General features: G+C 56.9%; 19 protein-coding genes. 8 read left to right on the top strand and 11 right to left on the bottom strand.

Going from position 1 to position 19,645, the window contains the following annotated elements:
- Positions 1-277 precede the first annotated feature (277 nt).
- The 4 genes from PFLQ2_RS05730 to PFLQ2_RS05720 all read right to left on the bottom strand — a co-directional run bounded on the left by PFLQ2_RS05730 (position 278) and on the right by PFLQ2_RS05720 (position 4,532).
- Positions 278-1,312, bottom strand: a complete 1,035-nt coding sequence (locus tag PFLQ2_RS05730) for an AAA family ATPase (RefSeq protein WP_003185199.1) — start codon at positions 1,310-1,312, stop codon at positions 278-280.
- The gene (locus tag PFLQ2_RS05725) at positions 1,297-2,859 is read right to left on the bottom strand and encodes an ATP-dependent nuclease (RefSeq protein WP_003185201.1); all 1,563 of its coding nucleotides are present in this window, start codon (positions 2,857-2,859) and stop codon (positions 1,297-1,299) included. The genes PFLQ2_RS05730 and PFLQ2_RS05725 overlap by 16 nt, the downstream gene beginning before the upstream one ends.
- A gap of 237 nt (positions 2,860-3,096) precedes the next feature.
- Positions 3,097-3,456, bottom strand: coding sequence for a DUF6124 family protein (locus PFLQ2_RS28165; RefSeq protein WP_033046259.1), 360 nt, complete (start codon positions 3,454-3,456; stop codon positions 3,097-3,099).
- Positions 3,457-3,965: 509 nt separating this feature from the next.
- Entirely contained in the window at positions 3,966-4,532 is a 567-nt protein-coding gene (locus PFLQ2_RS05720) for a helix-turn-helix domain-containing protein (RefSeq protein ID WP_003185202.1), read from the bottom strand.
- A gap of 150 nt (positions 4,533-4,682) precedes the next feature.
- Here PFLQ2_RS05720 and PFLQ2_RS05715 point away from each other — a divergent pair, with 150 nt between their 5' ends.
- From PFLQ2_RS05715 to PFLQ2_RS05705, 3 genes are all read left to right on the top strand, one after another.
- Positions 4,683-5,465, top strand: coding sequence for an aldolase (locus tag PFLQ2_RS05715; protein ID WP_003185204.1), 783 nt, complete (start codon positions 4,683-4,685; stop codon positions 5,463-5,465).
- A gap of 19 nt (positions 5,466-5,484) precedes the next feature.
- Positions 5,485-6,372 (top strand): dihydrodipicolinate synthase family protein, encoded by an 888-nt coding sequence (locus PFLQ2_RS05710; protein ID WP_003185206.1) that lies wholly within the window; start codon positions 5,485-5,487, stop codon positions 6,370-6,372.
- Positions 6,373-6,455: 83 nt separating this feature from the next.
- On the top strand, positions 6,456-6,722 hold the full coding sequence (locus tag PFLQ2_RS05705; RefSeq protein WP_003185208.1) for a Rho-binding antiterminator: 267 nt from the start codon (positions 6,456-6,458) through the stop codon (positions 6,720-6,722).
- An 18-nt stretch (positions 6,723-6,740) separates the two neighbouring features.
- Here the strand turns inward: PFLQ2_RS05705 and PFLQ2_RS28170 are convergent, their stop codons facing one another.
- From PFLQ2_RS28170 to PFLQ2_RS05695, 3 genes are all read right to left on the bottom strand, one after another.
- Positions 6,741-6,971 (bottom strand): DUF6429 family protein, encoded by a 231-nt coding sequence (locus tag PFLQ2_RS28170; RefSeq protein WP_033046261.1) that lies wholly within the window; start codon positions 6,969-6,971, stop codon positions 6,741-6,743.
- A gap of 197 nt (positions 6,972-7,168) precedes the next feature.
- Positions 7,169-7,402, bottom strand: a complete 234-nt coding sequence (locus tag PFLQ2_RS05700; RefSeq protein WP_003185210.1) for a hypothetical protein — start codon at positions 7,400-7,402, stop codon at positions 7,169-7,171.
- 4 nt (positions 7,403-7,406) lie between these two features.
- On the bottom strand, positions 7,407-7,889 hold the full coding sequence (locus PFLQ2_RS05695) for a hypothetical protein (protein WP_003185212.1): 483 nt from the start codon (positions 7,887-7,889) through the stop codon (positions 7,407-7,409).
- Positions 7,890-8,340: 451 nt separating this feature from the next.
- Here PFLQ2_RS05695 and PFLQ2_RS05690 point away from each other — a divergent pair, with 451 nt between their 5' ends.
- Positions 8,341-9,741 (top strand): RICIN domain-containing protein, encoded by a 1,401-nt coding sequence (locus PFLQ2_RS05690; RefSeq protein WP_003185214.1) that lies wholly within the window; start codon positions 8,341-8,343, stop codon positions 9,739-9,741.
- A 78-nt stretch (positions 9,742-9,819) separates the two neighbouring features.
- Here PFLQ2_RS05690 and PFLQ2_RS05685 read toward each other — a convergent pair whose 3' ends face one another.
- Complete coding sequence (locus PFLQ2_RS05685; RefSeq protein ID WP_430451957.1) at positions 9,820-10,068, bottom strand: DUF6124 family protein; 249 nt, start codon at positions 10,066-10,068, stop codon at positions 9,820-9,822.
- 450 nt (positions 10,069-10,518) lie between these two features.
- Here PFLQ2_RS05685 and PFLQ2_RS05680 point away from each other — a divergent pair, with 450 nt between their 5' ends.
- The 3 genes from PFLQ2_RS05680 to PFLQ2_RS05670 all read left to right on the top strand — a co-directional run bounded on the left by PFLQ2_RS05680 (position 10,519) and on the right by PFLQ2_RS05670 (position 13,390).
- On the top strand, positions 10,519-11,712 hold the full coding sequence (locus tag PFLQ2_RS05680) for a colicin E3/pyocin S6 family cytotoxin (RefSeq protein ID WP_003185220.1): 1,194 nt from the start codon (positions 10,519-10,521) through the stop codon (positions 11,710-11,712).
- Positions 11,709-11,939 carry a DUF7683 domain-containing protein gene (locus PFLQ2_RS05675; protein ID WP_003185221.1) on the top strand — a complete coding sequence of 77 codons (231 nt, stop codon included), beginning with the start codon at positions 11,709-11,711 and terminating at the stop codon, positions 11,937-11,939. The genes PFLQ2_RS05680 and PFLQ2_RS05675 overlap by 4 nt, the downstream gene beginning before the upstream one ends.
- A 365-nt stretch (positions 11,940-12,304) precedes the next feature.
- Positions 12,305-13,390 (top strand): sensor domain-containing diguanylate cyclase, encoded by a 1,086-nt coding sequence (locus PFLQ2_RS05670; protein ID WP_003185223.1) that lies wholly within the window; start codon positions 12,305-12,307, stop codon positions 13,388-13,390.
- Here the strand turns inward: PFLQ2_RS05670 and PFLQ2_RS05665 are convergent.
- From PFLQ2_RS05665 to PFLQ2_RS05655, 3 genes are read right to left on the bottom strand one after another with little or no spacing between them, the layout of a single operon-like run.
- On the bottom strand, positions 13,374-15,731 hold the full coding sequence (locus tag PFLQ2_RS05665) for a TonB-dependent receptor (RefSeq protein ID WP_003185225.1): 2,358 nt from the start codon (positions 15,729-15,731) through the stop codon (positions 13,374-13,376). The two genes, PFLQ2_RS05670 and PFLQ2_RS05665, sit on opposite strands and share 17 nt — an antisense overlap.
- Position 15,732: 1 nt before the next feature.
- The gene (locus tag PFLQ2_RS05660) at positions 15,733-18,135 is read right to left on the bottom strand and encodes a hybrid sensor histidine kinase/response regulator (protein WP_003185229.1); all 2,403 of its coding nucleotides are present in this window, start codon (positions 18,133-18,135) and stop codon (positions 15,733-15,735) included.
- The gene (locus tag PFLQ2_RS05655; protein ID WP_003185230.1) at positions 18,135-18,974 is read right to left on the bottom strand and encodes a response regulator transcription factor; all 840 of its coding nucleotides are present in this window, start codon (positions 18,972-18,974) and stop codon (positions 18,135-18,137) included. The genes PFLQ2_RS05660 and PFLQ2_RS05655 overlap by 1 nt, the downstream gene beginning before the upstream one ends.
- Before the next feature lie 196 nt (positions 18,975-19,170).
- Between PFLQ2_RS05655 and PFLQ2_RS05650 the strand changes: the two genes are divergently transcribed.
- Complete coding sequence (locus PFLQ2_RS05650) at positions 19,171-19,575, top strand: DUF488 domain-containing protein (protein ID WP_003185232.1); 405 nt, start codon at positions 19,171-19,173, stop codon at positions 19,573-19,575.
- The last annotated feature ends 70 nt before the right edge of the window (positions 19,576-19,645 follow it).

The raw sequence follows: 19,645 nt of genomic DNA on the forward strand, positions 1-19,645 counted from the left end.
CAATCAACTAAGGATCTTGATCATTAACGGTTGAACTTAACAGCCAAGTTTGATAGTGGCACGACAGCCACTGCATATCGTGGAGCTTAACATCTGGAGCAATTCTTCATACATTAGGCAAAACAATAAGCTAGCAACGAGCCCCCCACACACTCAAATTTAACCACAACAACAAAACTAACAACCTTAGCAAACAAAAACTAGAACAGATTATTTTCAACCAAAGAAACAAATTCGATGCTTTTTAGGTTTCACATCCGAACCCTCGCGATCCGACTTAAACAGTTTTGAACGATTTGAATAGCCTTTCAGGTACTAAGTACAGCTTCCCACGCGTCCGTGAAATTGCAACATAAAGTTTGTTTTTGGTCTGTGGAGGGAGTTCACCAAGCGAAAGTTTTTCGTAGTTCTTCCAATGAGTAGCACCCAGCACAACGCACACATCGTTATAGTGATCTAGCCCCTTACTTGCGCCCCAGTTGTTAGACACGCATCCGTATTTGTAATGCTCTTGATAGAACAGCTTTACGACGCTGGCGTCCGCGTGCACGGCATTAGCATCCGCTTGATTGGCCAGAGATATGATGTCCGTTTCATAGGTATACTGTGACCGCATATCAATCCCCAGATTCGCACGGATAAAATCGCACACGGTCACGCCGCATCTCCAACTTCGACTCAATGTTTCTTTGTCGATGATGATACCCGCCTTTTGAAAATGTCTTTCGTACTTTCCGATTTCAGCGTGTAGAGAGCTGTTCACATTTCCATCACGGCTAGTGTCGAAGGTATGCTGATAAAAATCTCCCACAAACAGCATTTCAATCTTGGCTTTCGCCAACGCCATCAGCAGATTGAAGTCATGGCCTGCTAGGTCTTGAATCTCGTCGACATAAAATTCATCGTAAAAGCGCTCCATTCGCGCTATCACGTCAGGAATTGCCCCTGCGGACTCAACAAGCTTTGCTAAGCGGCCGTGATATAAGCTTCCGCTTTTACTAGCGTAGTAAGCCATATCATCGCGCTTGAGTTTCAATGTACGGGGGGGTGGTGTTCGAAAACTGATCCCTCGAGTTTCCAAGTGCACCTGCAGCAACGGGCGATAGCAGAAGCTATGGAGGAATGTGAAATAACTTAGGAGATTTATGTTTTTGGGGACATGACCGAACCGTTTGATGATGCTATTACGCAAGTGCCGATAGTTGTTGTCCGTGTAGGTGACAATTAGTGCTCGTTTCTCTAAGCTCAGGCGGTGCACCAGCAAGGTTGTCTTACCTGATCCTGCTACAGCGAACATCACTCGTTTATCCATTTGATTGCCTCCACAATATAGGCTGGAACGGTGAGCTCACCGGGCTTGCCCTTGAGCAGCTCAAATGCAGCTTCTGCCTTGTTGGCTAGCATGTATTCCAAGGGCGAAAGGGTTTTTCGTCCAGGCCCGAAAACAGTCTTGCAGGTTTCCACGTTATCGTTGTGCAATCCTATTTCGAAGGTTGAACGTTCATCGTCTCTATCGGCAAAGACTTTGGCATTGTCCGAAGCGAAGTCGACGTAGTTTTCTACACAGTTTTTCTGATAGCTCTTGTCGTTGTCTCGTATGGCTGCGACTCGAACTCCAAGCAGGTTAGCGAGCTCCATGTACCTTTTGAAACTGGTGCCGCCAATAGAAATTATGTGGACATCATCGACATGCGGTAGACGCCCTTTTGTACATTGCTTATAGAACTCCTCCACAAGGATGAATTCGGCATCACCTTCAACCAAGATCACCTTCTTCGAAAGCGCGAACTCTAGAACATTATTGTCCGGAGCCTTCATGAAAAATTCTGCGGTCTCGGTTGATAGAGCTTTAAGTGAGCCAGCAACTGCGTTCGGGCCGATCAAAAGGGCATGCCGAAGATCAAGTCTTGAGCAAATATGGCTGCTGTGGGTTGCTATGAAAAGCTGTGTGCTTTCGTTCTCCGCTAGCTTGGCGACGAGTGCTTTCATGGATGAATGGCTGAGATGGTTCTCAGGCTCCTCTAATAGCATTACATCTAAGCCTCCTTGTTTGTGCTTGCTCAGCGCAAACTCGGTCTTGATGAAACACTGCCGTCCCTTCCCGTGGTTCTCAAGCGGAATATTGTCTTCAGTAATAATTAGGTCGCTTTCCAAATTCGACCGGACGCTAGTACGTACGTCAAACTGATACGCAGGAAGGTCAGCGTTAAGCGCTGCCAGATGCTGTCCTGTAAACGCATGCTTACCTTGGCGATACAGATTTTCAAGCTTATAGCGGTCTTCCACGGGGGCGTTGAAAGCGTACACAGCTCGGGTGTATTCACGAGATGCGTAGTCGCCATCGATACGTGAACCATCTAGCATCATGTGTTTAATGGGTCGGTTGAATGCTGCGTAGGGCCTGCCGGCGAACGTTTCAAACCGCACCGCGTAATATTCGAAAGGGAAGTTTGGTTGAGCGTCAGCCAAGATCACTTGTACAGCCTCGCCATACTCGACCATAACCGCAAGGATCATGCGCAGACCGTCAGTCTGGCGCTGCTGGGCATTATTGGTTCCATAGAGGCCTTCGTCATCACCTTCCTCTAGGAAAACGTCGACTATCAACTCAGGTAGGTTCTCCAGGCTCTTCTCCCCAGCAAGGAAGGTGTTCACCGAGTCCTTATTGAGCAGTGTTTCTGCCCCCAGAGCTTCAATGCGGTTGCGGCTCCCGCCTAGCGCGAGATCTAGAGCGAGCAAAATGCTGCTTTTTCCTGCCTCATTGTTGCCAATCAGAACATTCTTCCCAGGCTCGAAATCGAGTGTGAGTGTTTTGAATTTTTTAAAGTTCTGAATTACCACTTTCCTTATGGTGTGCATGCCGCTGAACTCCTATTACCAACGCGCCGAATGATCGACTGAGGTATAGCAGCAAAACGCCACTGCTGCGTTATAGAAATTGTCATACCCCTGCTAGCAGATGAAAGCTCAGATGTATGAAACAGCATAGCTATTCGAGACCTAGGATTTATGGGAGCGTTAAGCGCCCTTCAAGCACAAAAAAAAGGCCTTGCCGGGCAAGACCTTTTTTAATCCGGGCGGCACGTAGCTGCAGCCCTACCTCACCTCAACAATATCCAAAGCCCGATTCGCCAACAGCTCACTCACCTCAATCACCTGCAAAATCCCCAACGCAACATGCCGCCGCGACCCATCCAGATCAAACGCCAAATCACTGATCATGGCATTCGCCGAAGCCAGGTTCTCACTGAGATTCGCAAGCAAACACTCAGAATCAACCTCTGGATCAATCCGAAAAATAGAGTCGGACTTGTCAGACGTTTCGCCCTTAGGCTTGGGTTTCAGGTAGTAATCCAACGCGCGGGTGGCAGCGTCGTCGAGCTTTTTGTTGCGGGCAGACTGGGCACGGGATGTGGGTTCGTCTGTAACTGGAGGATTCGGTGTAATTTTGACCATGGTCTTAACTCTCTGGTTGAGGCCACGACCCGTTCGCTGCTAAACGAATTGGGAGGCAGCTGTACGCAGGTTAGCAGACCGACGAGTTAAGAAATCGGCGCGTCCGAGGACGCCCTGCGCACAGCCACCATCAAGTGCAGGAATGGGGATTCCTGTCTGATGGACGCGTTGTGCGACTTAACTCGGCGAGCTGCTAAACCCGATCACTGACCATCAGTGACAGGTCCAAAACTACCGACGCAACCCAAGGCGCACAAGCCGGCGGATTCTGGCGTAGTTGTAGGCAAAGGCGCAAGGCGCTGTGGCTTGGCGAGCCTTCGTCGCCGGTGTCTGTCGGTCTTTACTGACAGATGCCATTCGACTGGGCCGAGCAGATGCTTGATGCCGTTCAGTTGAGGCTGTCGGAAGATCTGTGGCGAGGCGGTCATTGGAGGGGACTGCTTCGCAGTCCAGCGGGAGCAAGCTCCCTCGCCACGTTGGTTTCCTGGATGGCATTGCGATTGGAGCCGCTAGGCACCCTCGCCCCTCTCCGACGACTCATCGCTGTGGACCACCACCAGCAACTGCGCTTGGACGTCGCCCACCGAACGCAGGCGATGGGGTTTCTGCGCATTGAAATGCAAGGCATCGCCACGGTTCAGCAGCACGCGTTCGTTCATGAAGTCCACTTCCACCTGGCCCTCGTGCACGAACAGGAACTCCTCTCCGGTGTGTTCCTTGAACGCGTGATGCGCGGTGAATTCGGCCGCTGGATAAAGGATGAAGGGCAGCAGGCTGCGCTCGGACACTTGGTGGGCCAATACCGCGTATTCGGAGCTGCCGCTGCTCGCCGCGAGGGATTGGCGGTCTTCGCTGCGCACCAGGCTGTAGCTGTCGAGGGAGACGCTTTCTTCGGAGAACAGCTCCTCGACTTTCACGCTCAGGGCCTTGGCGAGCTTGAGCGCCGTGGCGATGGAGGGGGTGCTCAAGCCCCGCTCCACCTTGGACAGGTAGCTCTTGGTCATCCCGGTTTTTTCGGCCAGGACGTCCAGTGTCATGCCGAGTTTTTTCCTGAGCAATTTCAAGCGAATGGACATAGGTAACCAACATTTCCAGAGAAACGGACAATCTGCGATTGCAAATGACACTTTGTGTCATATAGTCTATTTAGTGTCATTAGCACCTTCCTTTCATAGCTTCCATGACGCGGATCAAGAACGGTCAAAGAGCGAATCAGGAGAACGGGTATGAGCAAGACACTGGCGACGCCCAAGGACCAGTTGGTCCAGCATGCTGTTAATCAGATGCAGAAAACACTGCCGGATAATACGTGGACTGTACGACAAAAGCTGGCCCTGACCTGCCGCATCCTGTTCGAGAACGGTCACGACTCAGGGCTGGCGGGGCAGATTACCGCGCGTGGGCCGCAACCTGGCACTTATTACACCCAGCAATTGGGCCTGGGCTTCGATGAAATCACCGCCGGCAACCTGTTGCTGGTCAATGAAGACCTTGAGGTGCTGGAGGGCCACGGCATGCCCAACCCGGCCAACCGCTTTCACACCTGGGTCTACCGCGCCCGGGCGGATGTGAATTGCATCATTCACACCCACCCGACCCACATCGCCGCGCTGTCGATGTTGGAAGTGCCACTGCAGATTTCCCACATGGACCTCTGCCCGCTGTACGAAGACTGCGCCTTTCTGGAGGGCTGGCCGGGCGTGCCCGTTGGCAACGAGGAAGGCGAATTGATCGCCGGGGCCCTGGGTGACAAGCGCGCCATCCTGCTTTCTCACCACGGCCAGTTGTCCACCGGTGCCACCGTGGAAGAAGCCTGCAACATCGCTCAACTGATCGAACGCGCCGCGAAGCTGCAATTGCTGGCCATGGCCGCCGGCGAGGTGAAGCCGATCCTGCCTCACCTGGGTCGCGAAGCCCACGACTGGATCGCCCGCCCCAAGCGTCACGCGGCCGCTTTCAACTACTACGCCCGGCAGAACCTGCGTCAACACGCCGATTGCCTGAACTGAACCCATTAGGAGCGACGCCATGTCTACCCCCAACATCCACGGCATCATCGGCTACACCGTCACGCCCTTCTCCACCGACGGCCAGGGCTTGGACCTGGACGCACTGGGCCGGTCCATCGACTGTCTGATCGACAGCGGCGTGCATGCCATCGCGCCCCTGGGCAGCACCGGCGAAGGCGCCTACCTGAGCGACGCCGAGTGGGACCAGGTCAGCGAGTTCAGTATTGCCCGCGTCGCCGGCCGGGTGCCGACCGTGGTCAGCGTGTCGGACCTGACCACCGCCAAGGCGGTGCGCCGTGCGCGTTTTGCCCAGGCGAAGGGCGCCGATGTCGTGATGGTGTTGCCGGCCTCGTACTGGAAACTGAGCGAGGCGGAAATCCTGGCGCACTACCAAGCCATCGGTGCGAGCATCGACCTGCCCATCATGCTGTACAACAACCCCGCCACCAGCGGCATCGACATGCCGGTGGAGCTGATCCTGCGGATTTTCAACGCGGTGGATAACGTCACCATGGTCAAGGAAAGCACCGGCGACATTCAGCGCATGCACAAGCTGCAATTGCTGGGCGAGGGCCAGGTGCCGTTCTACAACGGTTGCAACCCACTGGCGCTGGAAGCCTTCGCGGCCGGCGCCAAGGGTTGGTGCACCGCCGCGTCGAACCTGATCCCGCAGCTCAACCTCGACCTTTACGCAGCCGTGCTGGCAAACGATCTGAGCCTGGCCCGGGCGTTGTTCTATCGTCAATTGCCGCTGCTGGATTTCATCCTCAAGGGCGGTTTGCCCGCCACCACCAAGGCCGGCTTGCGCATTCTTGGCCTGGAAGTCGGCGATCCGCGCCTGCCGGTGTTCCCGCTGGATGACGCCCGTAACAAGCAACTGCAGACGATGTTGAAACAACTGCTCTGATTTGCGAAGGGCGCTGTGTTCTAACTTTGCGACGGACAGGTGGTGCCCTAACCTGTCCGGTCGCGCCATTGGGGCCACTTGAGATGAAGACCTATCAACCGTTGAACTGCGACCTGCATGATTACCTTGAGATTGCCTGCCTGTACGGCTACACGCTGGACATCGAACTGACTGACGGCCAACGCCTGACAGCCCGCGCGATCACCACGCGCACCGCCTCCACCCGGGAGGAGTTTTTTGACGTGGAAACTGCGGACGGTCGCCTGGAGATTCGCCTCGATCAGTTATTGGCGATTAGGCCGCAGGATCATAACGCCCGGTTTGGCCGGGTTGTGCTGGCGAGTGGGTAATCCGTTCAGACGCGCCCCTCAACGCTCTGTCCCAAACAACTTGTCGGCAAGCTGCCGACCTCGCTCCAACCCTTCAGTCGTCAACCAGATCGATTTGTTCCTGTTTACCGGATTGCTGATGAGGCCTTGTTCATGCAATCGGTTCATGACCTCGAAGTCGAAACCTTTCCAGGCGTTGCCGTCGTCGGAGCTGAAGGCTGCCAACAAGGCAAGCACAGCTTCCTCTATCAACTTGTCGTCGTAATCCATGGTCGCTACTCCACTCGTGCTTAGCTGGTAACGCCGAATCAACATCAACGTCCCTTGACTCCTATCTGATCAAAGATAAGCAGAGAGTTCAGCTATCTGGCGCAAGGGGATTGTTCCATGACGGCACGGGTTCATGAGATCCAACTGAGAGTGCCTAGGTCGGCACCGCCTCACCCACTTGGTCCAGCGCCAATGGTTCACGCCCCATACCGGCCCCGGCTAAAAAACAGTGCCGCTCCAATGCCAATTGCACTGGTCGAGACGATACCCAGGTCAAAACCGGCGATGAAAGACGGCAGCGCAAAAATACTCGCGAACCCCAGGGCGACCAGGGCAATGCCTAGCCATTTCCTGAGGCTGTAGGATTTCATATAGAAAAACAACAGCAGGAACACTGCGTACGCCAATGCGTATAGGCCATATTCGTTCATCGTCCTAGCCGCCCTGAGTCTTGATGATCATGGAGGATCCGGAGTGTTGCGGACCGATGCCACCGCTGACCTGCGCATCCAGACTGACGATGACATCACCGGCGTGGTAGGTCGGCAACTTGCCTAGCGTGAACTCGCGGACGGCCCATCCCACAGGGATGACTGCGGCGGGCATGAACTTACCTGCCGCTGCGGCGAAAACACCGCTGGTGAGGTTGGCGATACTCATTCGTTGGGCGTTGAGTAAATCCCCCTGCTGCCGGGTCAAGGGTTTGGAGATCCCGACCATCATTTGGCAGGGTAAATCCTTGGCAAGCATCTTGTCGTAGAGCTCTACCACCCGGTTGCTCACTTCATAGTGGGCGGCTTTAGCTTCACCAAAATGCAGCTCCCTGAGGCTACCCCGTTCATCGGCTGACAAGGTGAAGCGCGATACGCTGAAGATAATTCCATGGCTGCTGGAAAACTGTCCGTTTTCAAATTTCAATGCTCGCATCCTTATCGAGTCTGGAAAGACGGGGAGTTTGTCTTAGCTGATGGGCTTTTCGCAATGGACGTCGGCACCGCCTCACAGGCCTGCTCCTATGCCATCCGGCGCAAGATGACAGCCGCCCGCCCAGATCGCCGCCCCAGGTCTCATTGAACCCCTCAAAAATGGGCTGCTGAGCTCCCCTTTACGGCTGAATGACATTTTCCCCAGCGTGGCCTACCTCACCTCAACAATTTGCGTAAACAAACACCTTCAACTAGGTTGAGATCAAGAGAAATCGTTCGCTTCGAACACTAGGTGACACACATACCTGAAAACCGCCTTGATCGGTTGTTATGAATCAGTAGTTCCGTGGCACTGCCCATCAGGATTAATAAAGCCTTATTTACAAAGGCAGGGCCATGTAACTTGATTTTATGGAATTTTTCACAACAAGGAGTAGTTAAGTATGACCTGGGGAAGAATGAAAGTACGTAATGCCTGTCCGTTTCCGGTAACCTTCTACGCACTTGCAGGCCCTACGCTTGAACTGGCTGCCAACGATACACAAACGGCTCATGCTTGTTTAATTTGGTTTTCTACAAGGGTTAAAGGCCCCGGAGATGCTATCAATCTTAGCCAGTGGGAACAGTTCTCTGGTGATTATGTACAACAACTCGATGATTTGGGATTCGACTCCGCGGACTGGGAGGAAGGAGGAAGCGGAGCGGCTGCCGGTTCAATTTTGGGCTGGGCCGTATCACAGCTATCGGGAATATTTAAGGTAAAGAACACCAACCCCGACGCCGACGCTTATTTTGGTGCAAAAAAAGAAGGGGTCTACGGCAGCTCGGACTTGGTTGTTTACGCGACGCTCGACCCAATATACAAGTTGGATCATAGCCATAAAATCTGGTATCTACATCTTGAGCATGACAAGGGTCAGATCACGCCTCCTTACAACTCTGAGCCGCTGTATGTCAAGCCGAATCTGTCTGCCTATGCGGACACTATGTTTGTCCGCGCCTGCAATTCATCTGGGTACTTGTCCGCGACTCCAGACAAAGAAGGCGTTGAGATTTTGGATCACTCCGAGCCCTACAACCCATTGGAATATCCTTCCTATTGGTCTATTCAGCCAGAACACGGCAACGATACTAGAGAAATAAAGATACTGAATGTCTATGCGCAAAAATGGCTGACAGATTACTCCTCAAGCAACAACAAAGTCGGTTTGTATCCGTTAGGGTATGCGGACTATGAGGACCAACATTGGGACATTACGGAAATAAGTAAGAATCCGGAGGTGGTCACGATAAAAAACAGTGCCACCGGCCTGAACCTTTTTGCCAACAACAATGCTGGCATTGGCGTCTATAATCCAGACTATCCCGACCAACATTTCACTATACAGACGTTCACTGTCAACGCAGAAAACATTCCTGAGGGGGTGACCTTTAGGATTATGAATGCGCAAACAGGAAAATATATTACCATCAGCGACGCAGGAAAAGCCTATATCGCGGACACCGACCAAAACAACCAACTATTTTATATAAAAAACCTTGATGGGGATCTGAAAATATGCAGCGTCGCGTATAACTCATACCTCACTTTTTATTGGAACGACAACGACAGTGAATTGGCCACCTGTTCAATGGAATACAATGCTTACGAGCATAGCCCCGACCAGGTATGGGAATTCAGCACCGACCCTGAACTCGCCGGCGTGTATATAAAGAACAAACTGGGCATCCAAAAAGGCATGCCTAACCTTTATTACAATACCAATGGCGTGTTCGGCTTATACTCTGGTAGCTTTCCAGATCAGCTTTGGGTCTTTCAGCTAGAAACAACCGATCCCTCTTAAAGAAGCAAAACAGAGGGATTTATTTGAAAAAAGGTCTTGTTAAGCAAGACCTTTTTATTTTACAACGGCAGCTGAGCGCTACCTCACCACAACAATATCCAGCGTCCGATTCGCCAACAGCTCACTCAACTCAATCACCTGCAAAATCCTCAACGCCACATGCCGCCGCGGTCCTTCAAGATCAAACGCCAAATCACTGATCATCGCGTTTGCCGAAGCCAAGCTCTCACTGAGATTCGCAAGCAAACATTCAGAATCAACATCAGCAGCAATGCGGAAAATGGTGTTGGGATTGTCAGACGTTTCGCTTTTAGGCTTCAACTTCAAATAGAAATCCAAAGCTCGCGTGGCAGCGTCGTCGATTTTTTTTGTTGCGGGCGGACTGGGAGCGGAAGACGTGTTCGTCTGTATCAGGAGGATTCGGAGTAACTTTCGCCATCTACTTAGGTTCCTGTAAGTGATGCTGAAGCCATCTCGCGACTAAACCCAATCACTGATGAGCAGTGACAGGTCCCAAACTACCGATGCAGCCCGAGGCGAACAAGCCGGCGGATTCTGGCGTAGTTGTAGGCAAAGGCGCAAGGCGACGTCGGCTGGCGAATTGCGGTTGCCCAATGACTGACAGCCCCATCTGACGTTTTAATTGCTCCGCCCCTCAACATCCAGCCCTACCTATATTCAGGAAACCGGAACGACCACTCCAAGAAACCTCCTACATCGCGCCCCTCTCTTCCCGCGTTAGCGTCTGTACCGCACTCACTGGACGAGACTCACGACGTGGCGACACGCAAAAAAGACATCCCTCAGGTCCGAAACCCATCCGGTGGTGACGGGCACTACGTCACTTATCGGGACATGAACGCCAGCGAACTGGCCGAGCGCGACGCCCGGCAGCGGGCTTATGAAGCCATGCTTGCCCGGCAGGCAGCCTACGAACAAGCGCGCTGGGCCACAGTGGATAGCAAGCCGTTATCCAGCGTGACCGGAAGCGTGTTTGCCAAAAGCTGCAAGCTCCCCAACGGCATCATCGATTACAGCAACCCCAACGGCTACGTCCCGGCAGATCTGGTCAAGCAGTACGGCGACCTCATGTGGCTCGGCGGCCGGAGCGCCGACTCATCCGGCACGATTCCCCTCAAGCAGATCGGCGCTGCCACGGTACCCGTTACCTTGGGCAGGCTCGCGCTGGGCGGTTCGGCAACATCTACGGCTGCCGCTGCGGGCGGCACCGTAGGCGCGGCCATGCTGACAGGTATTGTCGCCCTGCTCTGGCCGTCCAGCCTCGGCGACAGCGCGCTTTACAGCGAAGACCAGCTACGCGACATCAAGCAAGCCCGCAGCCGCATGCGCTTGAGCATCGAGCAGCAGGCCGACGGCAGCCTCAAGGGCTACGGTTTCTACACTGGCCAGCATCCCGATTGGGAAATGGTCGATGTTGTCCAATTCACCCCCCGCGCCGATCACTTCATCGCCGACCTGGGTGATGGCATCGAACTGATCTGGACCCCGGCCACCAACCCGTCCGACACCCTCGGTATTCCCGCCCTGGAAGCGGCGCCCCAGGCACCGCCAATTTGGATCTATCCGCCGACGCCGATGGCCGACAGCATCATCGTCGACCCGATCTATCCGCCGGAGTACAGGGATTTCATTCTGGTGTTTCCGGCGGATTCGGGGGTTCGGCCGGTTTATGTGGTTTTGAGTGTTCCGGGGGATCACAAGTACTACACCCCCCCGTCACTGCTTCCTGCGTTTCCAGACGCTAAAATTGCCCCATCCAAAACGTTTGTACGTGGCGGCGGCGTTAAACGTCGAAGATGGAAGGACCGTAAAGGCAAGATTTATGAATGGGACTCACAGCACGGCGCTGTAGAGCTATACACAAAACAAGGTCAACATCTGGGTGAGTATGACCCGATAACTGGCGAACAAACCAAACCCGCCAACCCGATAAGGAAAGTAGAAAAATGAAGCCGATTGTTGAAGTTTTTGATATGACAACGGAAGAATTAATACAGACAGTAGAAGTCCCAGACGCCTATATGGACCAGTTGGCTGCGCTTATGGGTTGGACAGAGCCTGAGGATTTTTGCTTTGTCTATGATTTGTTGCCACCGCAGATAAAGACGATAGAAGAGTGGACACAAACACGCTTTGGCGGTGATAACCGAATCATTCAGATCGTTTGTATTGAATAGGCATAAGTATTAAACACGATCGCGCAAGCAAACTTTCTTCGAATAAGAGATGACGCTTTGTGCGACTTAACTCGGCGAGCGACTAAACCCGATCACTGATGAGCAGTGACCGAACCCAAACTACCGACGCAACCCAAGGCGCACAAGCCGGCGGATTCTGGCGTAGTTGTAGGTAATGGCGCAAGGCAACGTCGGCTCTTGAGTCTGGTCGTCCAATGTCTGACGGACCCGGCATAAAAATCTTTCAGTTCTATCCCTTCCCGCAAAGCTCCCATCCGCTCCAGCAAAGTCCCCGGCCAATCCGCACCCCGATAATGCCCACTTCGCTAGCCCGCCCCTTACCCGCCAGCTCCATCCAGAACCCCATGAACCTAAGCACCTTCATCCGTAGCTACTGCCTGAACTCTCGGCTCGCCACGAATGCCCTACTCCGCCTGCACAAGTCGCTCTCGGCCGTGGTCGCCTATCTGGCCCGGCAAGGGTTCGATTCCCGAACATGGCCGGCCACCCGCGACGAAGGCTCGCTGGACAGGTCCGCAAATGCCGTATGCCCAGAACTAGCCACAACCGTATTCAGCCACGCCCGCGAAGGCATCATCATGGTCGACCCATTCGGCCGGGTCATCGCCGTGAACGAGGCTTTCACCCGCCTCACCGGTTACGGGCAAGAAGAAATAAAAGGCCGAGAACTGAATGCCCATCGCATGGTGCGTCGGCTCGCGGCGTTTTATGGGCCGATGAAAATTGCGCTGGATTTCCACGGGCATTGGTCCGGTGAGATTCAAAGCAACCATAAGGATGGCCGGGAGATGACGTCGCGGATCAGCATCAGTGCGGTGCACGACCGTCACGGCAATGTTCAGCATTATGTGGCGCTGCTCAGCGACATGACGCAGATGAAGCAGCGCCTGCAGTTGTTGGAGCGGGATGCCCGGTATGACGCGCTCACGCAATTGCCCAATCGCTTGCTGTTGGCCGAGCGCATGCGTCAGGCGTTGGGCAAGGCGCGGATTCATCAGCATAAGGTGGCCATCGCGTTTATTGACCTGGATGGGTTCAAGGCGTTGAACGACAGTTATGGGCATGACTGGGGGGATCGGGTGTTGCAGATCGTCGCAGCGCGGATCAATGCGACGCTACGGGAGAGCGATACGCTGGCGCGGCTGGGCGGGGATGAGTTTGTCGCGGCGTTGGTGGGTTTGCAGGAGGCGGAGGACAGCGAGCCTTTGCTCAAGCGGATGCTGGCAGCGGCGAATGCGCCGATTTTGATTGGTGCGCAAACGGTGGAGATTGCCGCGAGTATCGGCGTGGCGTTTTTTCCGGAGCATGGGCTGGAGGTCGATGGACTGATCAGCAAGGCGGATCAGGCGATGTACCTGTCGAAAAAGGCCGGTGGTAATCGCTTGGCGTTTTGTCCGACCCGCTGTCTTTCGGTCAATAACGAAGCCTGACGGTGGTGCCGACGGTTCGTTCGTTGCCGGTCATGACACCGTAGTCGCCGGCGCCGAGCAGTGAATAGACGGCAGTGATGTACTGACGGTCGAAGACGTTGCGCACCCAGCCTTCGACTTCCCACGCACGGTCCTGGCTGCGCAGGCCCAGGCGCAGATTGGTGAGGCCGTAGCTGGGTTGATAACTGCCTTCGCCGCCTTCGAGGGTGCCGTAGTAACCGCTCCGGAAGCTGTAGTCGACGCCGCTGTAGGCCTCCAAGCCGTAGGGCAACGGGTGGGTGTGGTCGAGGCCGCTGCTGAGGTTCCATTCTGGCGCGTTGTAGACCCGGTCGCCGCTGAGGTCGCAGGTCCATTGGCCCGAGGCCGGTGGGCATGGGGCGTTGGGGAAGCTCCGGTAGCGGGCATCGCTCCAGGCCAGGCCGAGGCGCCCGGTGAGTTGCGAGGTGAGTTGCCAGGCCGAATCCAGTTCGATGCCGCGCAGGCGGACTTTGCCGACGTTGATCAGGTTGTCCCGCAGCGGTGGCGCGAACACCGACGTTGGCGGGCTGTAGGTCAGCGCTTGGTAGTTGTCGACGTCGGTCTGGTAGACGGCGAGGTCGAGCAGCGCACGGTCATTCCAGAAGCGCGTCTTCATGCCCAGTTCCAGCGACGTAGCGCGCTCCGGCTCGAAGGTCGGCGCGGTGAACGGGCCGACCACGTCGAAGTTGATGCCGCCGGCCTTGTAGCCCCGCGACCAACTGACGTAACCCATCACGGCATCGCTGAAGCGGTAGCCGGCGCTGAGCAGGCCGGAGACGTTGTCTTCTGCAATCGAGTCGTCGCGGTAATAGCTTGCGCCGAGGGCGATGTCGCGTAGCAGTTGGCCGCCCGCCTGGAAAACCGGCGGCAGTCCGGTCAAAGGTGCGAGGTTGCTGACGTCGCGGGAGACCCAGCCGTCCTTGCGCTCTTGGCTGTAGCGCAGGCCGCCAGTGAGTTCGAGGGGGTCGATGGGGCGCCAGGAGATCTGGCCGAAGACTGCCCGGCTGTCGCCCTTCTGCTCGCCGCCGTAATGTTGCCGGGCGCCGTCCAGCAGCATGGCCGGCACCTGGCTCGGATCGGTGATGTTGATGCCCAGTTTCTTCAGTTGCTCCAGTTGATCACCGACAAACCAGGGCGCGGCGTCCTTGCCGAATTCGGCGTCGATGTCGCGGTCGAGCTGTTGGCGCAGGTAATAGAGCCCGGCGACATAATCGATGGACGAACCGGCGGTGCCGGACAGGCGCCATTCCTGGCTGAATTGCCGGTGCGCCAGTTCCGTCTCGGACTGCGCCACGGAAAGCGCGGTGCTGTCGCCGTCGCGAGTAGCGCGGTAGTCCCAGTCGCGGTAGGCGGTGATGCTGGTGAAGCGCATCGCCTCGTCCAGGTCCCAGTTCAACTCCAGCGAGACACCGTTCTGCAGGGTTTGCGGGCGCCCCGGCGCGTCGATGCGCGTCTCCCGTTTGTAAGGGTCGGGCTCCGCCAGCGGATAGCCAAGGAATTTGGCGCGCTGGCGGGTTTGCTGGCTGTAGTGATTGACCAGCAGCACGTTGCCGGCCTCGTTTTGCTCGGCATAGTCGGCGATCAGGCGCGCGCTGAAATCCGGGTTCGGCGTCCACAGCAGCTGCCCGCGCAAACCTTGGCTGTCGGCGTCGCCGAGGCGGGCGCCGTCTTGCAGGTTTTCCACCGAGCCATCGGAGGCGCGGTTGAAAACGTTGAGTCGCCCGGCGAGCACATCGTCCCGCAGCGCCCCGGAAATCGTGCCGCGATATTCGCGCAAACCGCGCTCACCGTAACTGGCTTCGAGGTTGGCCTCGGGTTGAAACGTCGGTGGGCGGGTGATGATGTTCAGCGCGCCCGCCGTGGTGTTCTTGCCGAACAAGGTGCCTTGCGGCCCGCGCAGCACTTCGATGCGCTCGATGTCCATCAACTCGGTGAAGGCCATGCCCTGGCGCGCCTGGTAAACGCCGTCGACGTAAGTGCCGACGCTGCCTTCCAGACCTTCGTTGTAGGCGGTCGCGCCGAACCCGCGCAGGCCGAAGCCGGCATAACGGGCGTCATGGCCGGACACGACCAAGCCGGGCACCCGTTGCTGGATGTCTTGAAGCGTGTGCAGGCCGGCCTCGTCCAACTGCTCGCCGTAGAGGACGTTGATCGGGATCGGCACGTGCTGCGGGTCTTCCTCGCGGCGGCGAGCGGTGACGGTGGTTGCGTCGAGGGCGATGACGTTTGGCGCGGACGGCGGTTGCTCTAGCGCGGCAACAGACATCCAAGGCAACGCCGAAAGGCTGCCGAGCCAGAGCAGCCGGTAACCCATCCCCGACATGCTATTGCTCCCGAGCCATCGCGCGGTGCAACGTATCCGAGCAAGCCAGTGTCTTGACCCTGGCCAGCAGTTCGCGGCTATCGGCGGGCTTGAGCAGTACCGCATCGAATGCCAGGTCTTTTGGGTAGCCTTCCGGCCTGCGTGCCGGGACGGCGGAATACAGCATCACCGGAAGATGGCGCCAGCGCTCGCGCACATTGCGCAGCAGTTCCCAGCCATCCATGCCGGGCATCATCTGGTCGCTGATCAGCAGGTCGACCGGCTGCTGCGCCAGGCAAGCCAAGGCGTCTTCACCGTTCGCCACCATGCTCACGTCAAACCCATAACCGGCCAGCAGGTCGTAGAGCCATTCGCTGTTCTGCTCGATGTCGTCCACCAGAAGGACATGCTTGCCTTGGCCGTCAAACGGCGCGGCATGATTATCGACGATACCGATTTCAAGGTCGTGTTCCTGGGCGCGGATCAATTGCAGGCTGAAACGGAAATGGCTGCCGCCCTCCTCGGCGGTTTGCGGTTCCAGCCGACTGCCCATGCGCTCCAGCAGTTGGGTGACGATGGACAAGCCCAGCCCGCTGCCTTCGTAGCGCTGCGCATTGCGGCCGCGGCGGAACGGTTGCAGCAGTTGTTCGAATTCTTGCGGATCGATGCCGATGCCGGTGTCGATCACGCTGAAACACAGCTCGGCGGTTTCAGGCGTCGCCCCCGGAGTCGCGCTCACTTCGAAACCAATCTGGCCGTTGCGAGTGAATTTCGCCGCATTGGCCAAGAGGTTCATGAGGACCTGTCGGAGGCGTTTGAAATCGGCCTCCACGAGCGGCGGCAGATCATCCGCCAGCACCGCCTCGAAGGTGTTGCCCTGGCGCGCAGCGAGAAAACTTGCCTCATCGGCGATCTCTTGGAGAAAGCCGTAGAGGTAACCCGGCGCGAGGGTCAGTTGCATCTGTTCCAGCTCGCCACGGGAGAATTCGAGCATCTCATCGATCAGCTCCAGTTGCTGGCGGGCATTGCGCTCGATGGTGGCCTGGTAGTCGCGGTTGGGCCCGGCGTGCAGCAGGCGCGCGTAGTCGATGATGCGCACGAGCGGCGAGCGCAGGTCATGGCTGATCCGCGCCATCAATGCACTGCGCGCCGCAAGCGATTCTCGCAACTGGGTGGTGCGCAGGGCCACGGTGCTTTCCAGGCGTTCCTGCTCGGCTTGGCGCTGTTGTTCGAGGCTGGACAGGGCATGCTTTTCGCGATGGCGGCTGCGGCTGACTTCCATGATCAGCGTGCACACCAGAAACGCCACGCCCGGCAGGGTCGAGGACAAGCTGTATTTGCTTTGCGGCGACTGCCAGGGCAATTGCTCCTGGGGGAAAAACAGCCGCATCAGCAATTGCGCGAACAACAACCCCGGCACCAGCCAGGCCATCCAGTGATAAGCGAGCCGTCTGCGCCAGGCCATGAACAGCGTGGCGAGGAGCACGCCGTAGAAACTCATCAGGGACAGCTGGACCCACTGCGCGCCCTGGATAGGATCGACCTTCAACCACCAGAGTCGGCCAAGGACACAGCCCAACAGCGGCAGCCAGTAGCTCCAGCCAACGATTCTGGGCAGCCGGGAAACCTGCAGCAGCACGCGCATGTAGGCCAGGAACAACACGAACGAGACCGCGCTGGCGCACGTCAGCAGCTCGCGGGTCCAGCCCAGCACGCTGGGCCAGTAGATCAGGTAGCCGTTGAGGATGCAGGTCAGCAGGATATAACTCAGCACCGCGCCGGCATTCACGCTCAGCAACCGGGAGCGCAAGATCCAGCCCACAATGAAGCCGAACGGGACCACCAGCAGGACAATGCCCAGGGTGAGCCCATCGCTCAGGTAAGTCCGTTGCTGACTGCGCAGCAGCGCCGGTTCGGACCACAGTTCCGGCTCCAGCAGCATCTGGAAATGGCTCGTCACCCGGACGTACACCGTGGCGCTCTGTCCTGCCGCCAGCGAGACCGGGAACGCCGGTTGCCGCGCCGCCGGCTGCGGCCAGTCGGCCAGGGGATGGGCGCCGCCGGCATGGGCATCACGCCAGCGCCCGTCGGCAAACTGATAGACGCGGACGTCTTCGAGGCGCGGCGCCCCGACTACCAGCAAACGCGAACAGGTCGCAGCGCTGGAATTAGTGAATTGCAGTTTCAACCAGAAGGCCGAGCGGCTATAGCCTTGTGACGGCCAACTCGGCGTTGCGGCGTGGAATCGCGTTTCGGGCAGCTGCGCGATTTCTGCCAGGCTCGACTTTGCCTCGACGTCCTCGAAAATCCGTATCGCCGGCATCACGTCGAGGTATTCAGACTGGCAGATATCCACAGGCGCCGCCCGCAGCAGGCCTGTGGATAACAACGCCATCGCCAGTAATAGAACCTGTAGAAGCCGCATCAGACGCGCCCGGCCGACTCTGCATCAGCGATGCCAAGGGTCTGCTGGCGAAACTGGCTGGGCGTCATGCCGATTCGCTGGCGAAAGGCCGTGGTGAAGTTGCAGGCACTGCGAAAACCGATCAGTTCGGCGACGTCCTGCACGCTCATGGCGCTTTCGCAGAGCAATTCCTGACCGCGACGCAGCCGCGCATCGCGGATATAGGCGAACACGGTCAGGCCCAGGAATTCGCGGAAGATCCGTGAGAGACGTTTCTCATGGGTTCCGACTTTTTGCGCAAGCTCGACCAGGGACGGCATGTCATCGAGGTGCTGTTCAATGAGCCGCATCGCGGCGCGCAGCACGATCTCGTCGCCTTCCGGTTCAGGACCTGCCGGGCTGTGTACACCGGCCGGCGGCGCGCGCCAGGTCAATTGCAGGTGGATCTTGATACGCGCCAGCACTTCTTCGGGCGCGCAGGATTTGGGGATGTAATCGACCCCGCCGACGGTCAGCCCTTCCAGGCGCTCAAGGGTGCTGTTAGCCGAAGACAAGAACAGAATCGGCGTGTGCCGCGTCGACGGCGCCTCGCGCAGCAGCCGGCACAGGCTGAAACCGTCCATGTGGGGCATGTGCACGTCCAGCACGATCAGGTCTGGCCGCAACGCCAGAGCACGCTGATAACCCTGATGGGCATCGCTGGCCAGGGAAATACGCCAGGGTTGCGTCTTCAGCAGGACGAGCGTTGCGCGGATATCCTCCGGAACATCGTCGATAAGCAGAATATGCGGCAGCGGCTCGGACGACGCCGTCGCGCCTACAGCCACAGCCGCCCGCCCTTCGTATCGTCCGTCGTCCATTCGCCATGTTCCTTATCGTGCTTTTGCCAATTAATTGCCGGAAAGCCAAGGTTTTGCAAAGCCAATCGATGGATCGGTAAAAATCGTTATACCGATAGCGGCAGGTCCAGCGAAGACTTGAAGACGGTGAACCCATGGCCGCACCAGCGCTGGCGACCTATGCTGATGCGGTCTCACTTCGACAGGCAGGGCTTTGATGATCCAATGCAAACGCGCCTATGAAGCAGCGAGCGCCGAGGACGGCGTGCGGGTTCTGGTAGATCGCTTGTGGCCGCGCAATTGTCGCAAGGACGCGTTGGTGATCGATGAGTGGTTGCCGCAGGTCGGGCCTTCTCATGAGTTGCGCAAGGCGTTCAAGGCGGGGGCGATTTCGTTTGCCGAGTTCAGCGTGGCGTATCGGCGGGAGCTGGCGGGACGGCCGGAGCATTGGTGGAAATTGGTGGATGTTGCGCGGGGTGGGACGTTGACGTTGGTTTATGCGGCCAAGTCTACGGTCGAGAACAACGCGGTGGTGTTGGCCGAATGGCTGGAGGACGAGGTGGAAAAACGCGCGGAAGCCAGTTCGCCGGTTTGTTATCTCTCAGATTTTCAGGACCGGTAACATGAAATCCCGTGGCGAGGGAGCTTGCTTCCTCACCACGGGGATTGGTGGTTGCCTTGGGTGTGCGGCT

The organism is Pseudomonas fluorescens Q2-87 (genome assembly GCF_000281895.1).
Taxonomy (GTDB): Bacteria; Pseudomonadota; Gammaproteobacteria; order Pseudomonadales; family Pseudomonadaceae; genus Aquipseudomonas; species Aquipseudomonas fluorescens_S.

What these genes read in the sequence shown, in the direction of transcription:
- PFLQ2_RS05730 (WP_003185199.1), bottom strand. Translation starts at nt 1,312, where the DNA reads ATGGATAAACGAGTGATGTTCGCTGTAGCAGGATCAGGTAAGACAACC.
- PFLQ2_RS05660 (WP_003185229.1), bottom strand. Translation starts at nt 18,135, where the DNA reads ATGCGGCTTCTACAGGTTCTATTACTGGCGATGGCGTTGTTATCCACA.
- PFLQ2_RS05670 (WP_003185223.1), top strand. Translation starts at nt 12,305, where the DNA reads ATGAACCTAAGCACCTTCATCCGTAGCTACTGCCTGAACTCTCGGCTC.
- PFLQ2_RS05690 (WP_003185214.1), top strand. Translation starts at nt 8,341, where the DNA reads ATGACCTGGGGAAGAATGAAAGTACGTAATGCCTGTCCGTTTCCGGTA.
- PFLQ2_RS28170 (WP_033046261.1), bottom strand. Translation starts at nt 6,971, where the DNA reads ATGGATTACGACGACAAGTTGATAGAGGAAGCTGTGCTTGCCTTGTTG.
- PFLQ2_RS05705 (WP_003185208.1), top strand. Translation starts at nt 6,456, where the DNA reads ATGAAGACCTATCAACCGTTGAACTGCGACCTGCATGATTACCTTGAG.
- PFLQ2_RS05715 (WP_003185204.1), top strand. Translation starts at nt 4,683, where the DNA reads ATGAGCAAGACACTGGCGACGCCCAAGGACCAGTTGGTCCAGCATGCT.
- PFLQ2_RS05725 (WP_003185201.1), bottom strand. Translation starts at nt 2,859, where the DNA reads ATGCACACCATAAGGAAAGTGGTAATTCAGAACTTTAAAAAATTCAAA.
- PFLQ2_RS05700 (WP_003185210.1), bottom strand. Translation starts at nt 7,402, where the DNA reads ATGAACGAATATGGCCTATACGCATTGGCGTACGCAGTGTTCCTGCTG.
- PFLQ2_RS05710 (WP_003185206.1), top strand. Translation starts at nt 5,485, where the DNA reads ATGTCTACCCCCAACATCCACGGCATCATCGGCTACACCGTCACGCCC.
- PFLQ2_RS05650 (WP_003185232.1), top strand. Translation starts at nt 19,171, where the DNA reads ATGATCCAATGCAAACGCGCCTATGAAGCAGCGAGCGCCGAGGACGGC.
- PFLQ2_RS05665 (WP_003185225.1), bottom strand. Translation starts at nt 15,731, where the DNA reads ATGTCGGGGATGGGTTACCGGCTGCTCTGGCTCGGCAGCCTTTCGGCG.
- PFLQ2_RS05655 (WP_003185230.1), bottom strand. Translation starts at nt 18,974, where the DNA reads ATGGACGACGGACGATACGAAGGGCGGGCGGCTGTGGCTGTAGGCGCG.
- PFLQ2_RS05675 (WP_003185221.1), top strand. Translation starts at nt 11,709, where the DNA reads ATGAAGCCGATTGTTGAAGTTTTTGATATGACAACGGAAGAATTAATA.
- PFLQ2_RS05720 (WP_003185202.1), bottom strand. Translation starts at nt 4,532, where the DNA reads ATGTCCATTCGCTTGAAATTGCTCAGGAAAAAACTCGGCATGACACTG.
- PFLQ2_RS28165 (WP_033046259.1), bottom strand. Translation starts at nt 3,456, where the DNA reads ATGGTCAAAATTACACCGAATCCTCCAGTTACAGACGAACCCACATCC.